The following is a 6,226-nucleotide window of genomic DNA, read 5'->3' as shown; positions in this document are numbered from 1 at the left end:
GCTCCAGCGCCGCAACGCCTCGACCTCGTTGAGGCGCCGGCGCACCATCGCCAGCTGCAGGCCGAGCATCACGTAGCCCAGCAGCAGCAAGACGAGGATGGTCGGCGGGTGCAGCGTCATCGGACGGGGGCCCGCGCACCCGGGCGGGGAGGATCAGGAAGGCACGCCGGCGGGCGTGGCCGCGGGAACTCAGTGCGACAGGATCTTCGAGAGGAAGTCCTTGGCGCGCACCGAACGCGCGTCCGGATTGCCGAAGAACTCGTCCTTCGTGCAGTCCTCCACGATCTTGCCGTGGTCCATGAAGATCACGCGGTGGCTGACCTTCTTGGCGAAGCCCATCTCGTGGGTGACGCACATCATCGTCATGCCCTCGTTGGCGAGCTGCACCATCACGTCGAGCACCTCGCCGACCATCTCCGGGTCCAGCGCCGAGGTCGGCTCGTCGAACAGCATGACGATCGGGTCCATCGACAGCGCACGCGCGATCGCCACACGCTGCTGCTGGCCGCCGGAGAGCTGGCCCGGGTACTTGTCCTTGTGCACCATCAGGCCGACGCGCTCGAGCATCTTCAGCCCGCGCGTCTTGGCTTCGTCGACCGAGCGGCCGAGCACCTTGATCTGCGCCAGCGTCAGGTTCTCGGTCACCGACAGGTGCGGGAACAGCTCGAAATGCTGGAACACCATGCCGACGCGCGCGCGCAGCTTGGGCAGGTTGGTCTTCGGGTCGCTGAGGCTGATGCCGTCGACGACGATGTCGCCCTTCTGGAAAGGCTCGAGCGCGTTGACGGTCTTGATCAGCGTGCTCTTGCCCGAGCCCGACGGGCCGCAGACGACGACGACCTCGCCCTTCTGGATGGACGTGGTGCAGTCGGTCAGCACCTGGAAGGAGCCGTACCACTTGCTCACGTTCTGGATCTGGATCATTCGGAAGGTTCCTCAGCGGATGATGGCGATGCGCGCCTGCAGCCGCCGCACGAGCATCGACAGGCCGAAGCAGATCACGAAATAGACGACGGCGGCGACGAGATAGGTCTCGACCGGCCGGTTGAAGTTCTTGCCGGCGATCTCGAAGCCCTTCAGCAGGTCGTAGGCGCCGATCGCGTAGACCAGCGAGGTGTCCTGGAAGAGGATGATGGTCTGCGTCAGCAGCACCGGCAGCATGTTGCGGAAGGCCTGCGGCAGCACCACCAGCTGCATCGTCTGGCGGTAGCTCATGCCCATCGCGTAGCCGGCGTAGACCTGGCCCTTGGGCACGCTCTGGATGCCCGCGCGCATGATCTCCGAGTAGTACGCGGCCTCGAACAGCGTGAAGGTCACGAAGGCCGAGAGCTCGGCGCCCATCGGCTTGCCCAGCAGCAGCGGGATCAGCAGGAAGAACCACAGGATCACCATGACCAGCGGGATGCTGCGCATGGTGTTGACGTAGGCCGCCGCGGGCGTCACCAGCCAGGGTTTGCCGGACAGGCGCATCAGCGCCAGCAGCGTGCCCAGGATGATGCCGCCGATCATCGCCACCAGCGTCAGCTGCAGCGAGAACAGCAGGCCCTTGACGATGAAGCCCGAGATGACGTCGGCGCTGAAGAAGCTGAAGTCGAGATTCATCGCTTCACTTCCCGCCGATCATGCCCGGCACGCGGACACGGTTCTCGATGACCAGCGCGACGCGGTTGATCGCGAAGGCCGAGAAGAAGTAGAGCACCGTCACCGCGAGGTACATCTCGATGTTGCGCGAGGTCTCCTCGCCGGCCTGCAGCGCGAACATCGTCAGCTCGGCGATGCTGACCGCGAAGGCCACCGACGAGTTCTTGATGATGTTCATCGCCTCGCTGGTCAGCGGCGGCACGATGATGCGGAAGGCCATCGGCAGCAGCACGTAGCGGTAGGTTTGCGGCAGCGTCAGGCCCATCGCCAGGCCGGCGTAGCGCTGGCCGCGCGGCAGGCTCTGGATGCCCGCACGCACCTGCTCGGAGATGCGCGCCGAAGTGAAGAAGCCGAGCGCGAAGACCACCAGCACGAAGCTCGGGAAGGCCTGCAGCGGCTTGAACAGCGCCGGCAGCGCGTGGTACCAGAGGAAGATCTGAACCAGCAGCGGGATGTTGCGGAACAGCTCGGTCCAGGCGTTGCCGAACCACACGAGCCGCCGGTCGGGCGTCGTGCGCAGGATGCCCATCAGCGAGCCGAAGACCAGCGCGACGATCAGCGCCAGCGCCGACACCGACAGCGTCCAGCCCCAGGCCGACATCAGCCAGTTCAGGTAGGTGATGTCGCCGCCGCGGCCGAAGCAGCCCGGCAGCACTTCACCGGTGACGGTCTCGGTGCAGAAGATCTGCCAGTCCCAGGTCACGCGCTCTCCTCAAAAACGAAACGAGGGCCCGCCCCGAGACGGGAGCGGGCCCGGCGCAAGACGCGTCAGCGCTTGGCGTACTCTTCCATCGGCTTGTCGTTCGGGGTCGCCCACGCGGCCTTGGTGGCGTCGTTGAGCGGCATGCCGATCTTGGCGTTGGTCGGCGGGATCGGCTGCAGGAACCACTTGTCGTAGGTCTTGGCCAGGTCGCCGCTCTTGATCTGCGCCTTGATGCTCTCGTCGACGGCGGCCTTGAAGGCGGCGTCGTCCTTGCGCAGCATGATCGCGATCGGCTCGACCGACAGCACTTCGCCGACGATCTTGAAGCCGGCCGGGTTCTTCGACGTGGCGATGTTCTTCGCCAGGATCGAGCCGTCCATCACGAAGGCGTCGGCGCGGCCCGACTCGAGCAGCAGGAAGCTGTCGGCGTGGTCCTTGCCGTAGACCTCCTTGAAGTCGACGCCGTTGGCGCGCTCGTGCTTGCGCAGCGTCTGCACCGAGGTCGTGCCGGTGGTCGTGGCGACGGTCTTGCCGACGAGCTGGGCGATCGAGTTGATGCCCGAGTCGGCCTTGACGGCGATGCGCACTTCCTCGACGAAGGTCGTGACGGCGAAGGCCACGTCCTTCTGGCGCGCGACGTTGTTCGTCGTCGAGCCGCACTCGATGTCGACGGTGCCGTTCTGCACCAGCGGAATGCGGTTCTGCGAGGTGACCGGCTGGTACTTGATGGTCAGGCTCGACAGGCCGAGCTTCTTGCGGATGTCGGAGAGCACCTTCTGGCAGACGTCGATGTGATAGCCGACGAACTTGCCGTCACCCAGCGTGTACGACAGGCCCGAGGACTCGCGCACACCCATCGTGACCGTGCCGGTCTCCTTGATCTTGGACAGGGTGTCGGCCTGGACGGCACCGACGGCCAGCAGCGTGGCTGCAGCCAGCAGCGTCTTCTTCATGAACTCTCCTTCGCAGTGAGAAGCAGGGGAAAGGCGGAATCGCTCATTTTAGGGATAGCACACGGACGAACGAAGCGTGCAACCCCGTGGAATGCATGAATCGGGCCACCGTGCCCCCCGATCGTCGCGCTTCAGCCTCGCTGCAGGAAGTCCCACAAGGCCTGCACGCCGGGCTTGGGATGGCGGGCGAACTCGGGACGTTCGCGGTAGATGCGCACGTCCATCGTCAGCTCGAAGCTGCCGGGCGCCGCCGCCGGCACCAGGCGCCGCGCCTCAAGCTCCTTGTGCACCGAGCTGGCCGGCAGGAAGGCCAGGCCGTGGCCTTCGAGCGCCATCGCCTTCAGGCCCTCGGCCATGTCGGTGACGTAGATCGGCTCGAGCTGCGCCGGCACCGGCGCCTGCTTGAGGATCAGCTCGACGAGGCGCGCCATGTAGGCGCCCGAGGCGTAGTTCAGCCAGGGCACACGCTCGTGGCCGGGCAGGCGGAACAGCGGCTGGCCGTCGGCGTCGGGCTTGGCGTAGGCGGCCAGGGTCTCGGTGCCCAGGCTCAGCATCTCGTAGCGGTCGGTGGACAGCTGCAGCGGCTGCGACGGGTGGTGGTAGGCGATCAGCAGGTCGCAGCCGCCTTCGGTCAGGCGCAGCACCGCATCGTGCACGTTCAGCCCGGTGAGCCGGCTCTTGATGTTGCCGAAGCGCTGGCGCAGGTCCATCAGCCAGTGCGGGAAGAAGGTGAAGGCCAGCGTGTGCGGCGCCGCGAACTCGATCATGTCCAGGCCCGCGGCCTGGTACGAGCGCATCATGTTGCGCGCCGAGGCCAGCGAACCCAGGATCTCCAGCGACTGGGCGTGGAAGGTCTCGCCGGCGGGCGTGAGCCGCGTCGGGTACGACGAACGGTCGACGAGGTCGATGCCGGCCCAGGCCTCCAGCGCCTGGATGCGGCGCGAGAACGCCGGCTGCGTGACGTGGCGCAGCTGCGCCGAACGCGAGAAGCTGCGGGTCTCGGCGAGGCTCACGAAGTCCTCGAGCCACTTGGTTTCCATCGGGCCAGTGTATGCAGTGCGGCGTCAGGCGCCGGCCGGCTCGCCGGCATCGTCGCGCGCGGCCTGCTGCAGCCGCCACATCTCGGCGTAGCGGCCGTCGCGCGCCAGCAGCTCGGCGTGGGCGCCGCGCTCGACGACGCGGCCGTGGTCGAGCACGACGATCTCGTGCGCGTCGACCACCGTCGACAGCCGGTGGGCGATGACCAGCGCCGTCTTGCCCTGCGCCGCGCTCTTCAGCTCGGCCTGGATCGCACGCTCGTTGGCCGAGTCCAGCGCCGAGGTCGCCTCGTCGAAGATCAGGATCGGCGGGTTCTTCAGCAGCGTGCGCGCGATCGCCACACGCTGCTTCTCGCCGCCGGAGAGCTTCAGGCCGCGCTCGCCGACCATCGTCTCGTAGCCCTTGGGCGTGGCGGCGATGAAATCGTGGATGTGCGCCGACCTCGCCGCCGCCTCGACCTCCTCGCGCGTGGCGCCGGGGCGGCCGTAGGCGATGTTGAACTCGACCGTGTCGTTGAACAGCACCGTGTCCTGCGGGACGATGCCGATCGCGCGGCGCAGGCTCTGCTGCGTGACGGCGCGGATGTCCTGGCCGTCGACCGTGATGCGCCCGCCGGTGACGTCGTAGAAGCGGTAGAGCAGCCGCGCCAGCGTCGACTTGCCGGCGCCCGAGGCGCCGACCACGGCCACCGTGCACCCGGCCGGGATCTCGAAGCTGACGCCGTGCAGGATCGGCCGCGCCGGGTCGTAGGCGAAGTCCACGCCCTCGAAGCGCACCGTGCCGGTGGCGACCTTCAGCTCGGCGGCACCGGGCGCGTCGGCGACCTCGCGCTCGCGCTCGAGCAGGTTGAACATCTTGTCCAGGTCGGTCAGCGCCTGCTTGATCTCGCGGTAGATCACGCCGAGGAAGTTCAGCGGGATGTACAGCTGGATCATGAAGGCGTTGATCATCACCAGGTCGCCCAGCGTCAGCCGGCCCTCGGCGACGCCGGCGGTGGCGCGCCACAGGATGCCCACCAGCGCCGCGGCGATGATCAGCTGCTGCCCGGTGTTGAGCAGGCTCAGCGTGCCCTGGCTCTTGATCTTGGCGCGCTGCAGCCGCTCCAGGCTCTCGTCGTAGCGCCGGGCCTCGAACTCCTCGTTGTTGAAGTACTTGACGGTCTCGTAGTTCAGCAGCGCGTCGACGGCGCGCGAGTGCGCGCTCGAGTCCAGCTCGTTCATCTGCCGCCGGAACTGCGTGCGCCACTCGGTGACGACGATCGTGAAGACGATGTAGAAAAGCAGCGCGCCGGCGGTGATCCAGGCGAACAGCGCGTCGAACTTCAGCGCCAGCAGGCCGAGCACCAGGCCGACCTCGATCAGCGTCGGCAGGATGCTGTAGAGCGAGTACGAGATCAGCGCCTGCACGGCACGCGTGCCGCGCTCGATGTCGCGTGTCATGCCGCCGGTCTGGCGCTCCAGGTGGAAACGCATCGACAGCGCATGCAGGTGGCGGAACACCTTCAGCGAGATGCTGCGCGAGGCGCCTTCGGTGGCGCGCGCGAAGATCAGCTCGCGCAGCTCGGTGAACACCGAGGTCGACAGGCGCAGCGCGCCGTAGGCGACGATCAGCCCGACCGGCACGACCAGCAGCGCCATCGTGTCGCCGGGCTTGATCGACATCGCGTCGACCAGCTCCTTCAGCAGCACCGGCACGCCGACGTTGGCGACCTTGGCCGCGACCAGGCAGGCCAGCGCGATCGACACCCGCCAGCGGTAGACCCAGAGGAAGGGCAGCAGGCGCGCGAGCGTCCGCCAGTCCGAGCGCGGCGCGCCCGGTTCGGGGGCCGGCGCCGGGGGAGCTCGCATGGAACGGGAGGCGGAACGCATGGGCCGGGATTGTCGCCGCGCAG

General features: G+C 67.6%; 6 protein-coding genes. All 6 read right to left on the bottom strand.

Annotation, left to right across the window (positions count from 1 at the left end; all coding sequences use genetic code 11):
- Nucleotides 1-189: 189 nt before the first annotated feature.
- The 6 genes from RBXJA2T_RS15535 to RBXJA2T_RS15510 all read right to left on the bottom strand — a co-directional run bounded on the left by RBXJA2T_RS15535 (nucleotide 190) and on the right by RBXJA2T_RS15510 (nucleotide 6,203).
- On the bottom strand, nucleotides 190-924 hold the full coding sequence (locus RBXJA2T_RS15535; protein ID WP_009858359.1) for an amino acid ABC transporter ATP-binding protein: 735 nt from the start codon (nucleotides 922-924) through the stop codon (nucleotides 190-192).
- A 12-nt stretch (nucleotides 925-936) separates the two neighbouring features.
- Entirely contained in the window at nucleotides 937-1,602 is a 666-nt protein-coding gene (locus RBXJA2T_RS15530; RefSeq protein ID WP_009858358.1) for an amino acid ABC transporter permease, read from the bottom strand.
- Between the two features lie 4 nt (nucleotides 1,603-1,606).
- The gene (locus tag RBXJA2T_RS15525) at nucleotides 1,607-2,344 is read right to left on the bottom strand and encodes an amino acid ABC transporter permease (protein ID WP_009858357.1); all 738 of its coding nucleotides are present in this window, start codon (nucleotides 2,342-2,344) and stop codon (nucleotides 1,607-1,609) included.
- Between the two features lie 65 nt (nucleotides 2,345-2,409).
- The gene (locus RBXJA2T_RS15520; RefSeq protein ID WP_009858356.1) at nucleotides 2,410-3,297 is read right to left on the bottom strand and encodes an amino acid ABC transporter substrate-binding protein; all 888 of its coding nucleotides are present in this window, start codon (nucleotides 3,295-3,297) and stop codon (nucleotides 2,410-2,412) included.
- A 131-nt stretch (nucleotides 3,298-3,428) separates the two neighbouring features.
- Nucleotides 3,429-4,337: a LysR family transcriptional regulator gene (locus tag RBXJA2T_RS15515; protein WP_009858355.1), complete on the bottom strand. Its 909-nt coding sequence runs from the start codon at nucleotides 4,335-4,337 to the stop codon at nucleotides 3,429-3,431.
- A 24-nt stretch (nucleotides 4,338-4,361) separates the two neighbouring features.
- Entirely contained in the window at nucleotides 4,362-6,203 is a 1,842-nt protein-coding gene (locus tag RBXJA2T_RS15510; protein WP_009858354.1) for an ABCB family ABC transporter ATP-binding protein/permease, read from the bottom strand.
- Nucleotides 6,204-6,226 lie beyond the last annotated feature (23 nt).

Source organism: Rubrivivax benzoatilyticus JA2 = ATCC BAA-35 (assembly GCF_000190375.1).
GTDB lineage: Bacteria > Pseudomonadota > Gammaproteobacteria > Burkholderiales > Burkholderiaceae_C > Rubrivivax > Rubrivivax benzoatilyticus.
Note: the sequence above shows the minus strand (reverse complement) of the source record. Positions and strands in the feature narration are given on the sequence as shown.

Bases quoted from the DNA above. Each gene is read 5' to 3' on its own strand.
- RBXJA2T_RS15535 (WP_009858359.1), bottom strand. From the start codon at position 924: ATGATCCAGATCCAGAACGTGAGCAAGTGGTACGGCTCCTTCCAGGTG.
- RBXJA2T_RS15530 (WP_009858358.1), bottom strand. From the start codon at position 1,602: ATGAATCTCGACTTCAGCTTCTTCAGCGCCGACGTCATCTCGGGCTTC.
- RBXJA2T_RS15520 (WP_009858356.1), bottom strand. From the start codon at position 3,297: ATGAAGAAGACGCTGCTGGCTGCAGCCACGCTGCTGGCCGTCGGTGCC.
- RBXJA2T_RS15515 (WP_009858355.1), bottom strand. From the start codon at position 4,337: ATGGAAACCAAGTGGCTCGAGGACTTCGTGAGCCTCGCCGAGACCCGC.
- RBXJA2T_RS15510 (WP_009858354.1), bottom strand. From the start codon at position 6,203: ATGCGTTCCGCCTCCCGTTCCATGCGAGCTCCCCCGGCGCCGGCCCCC.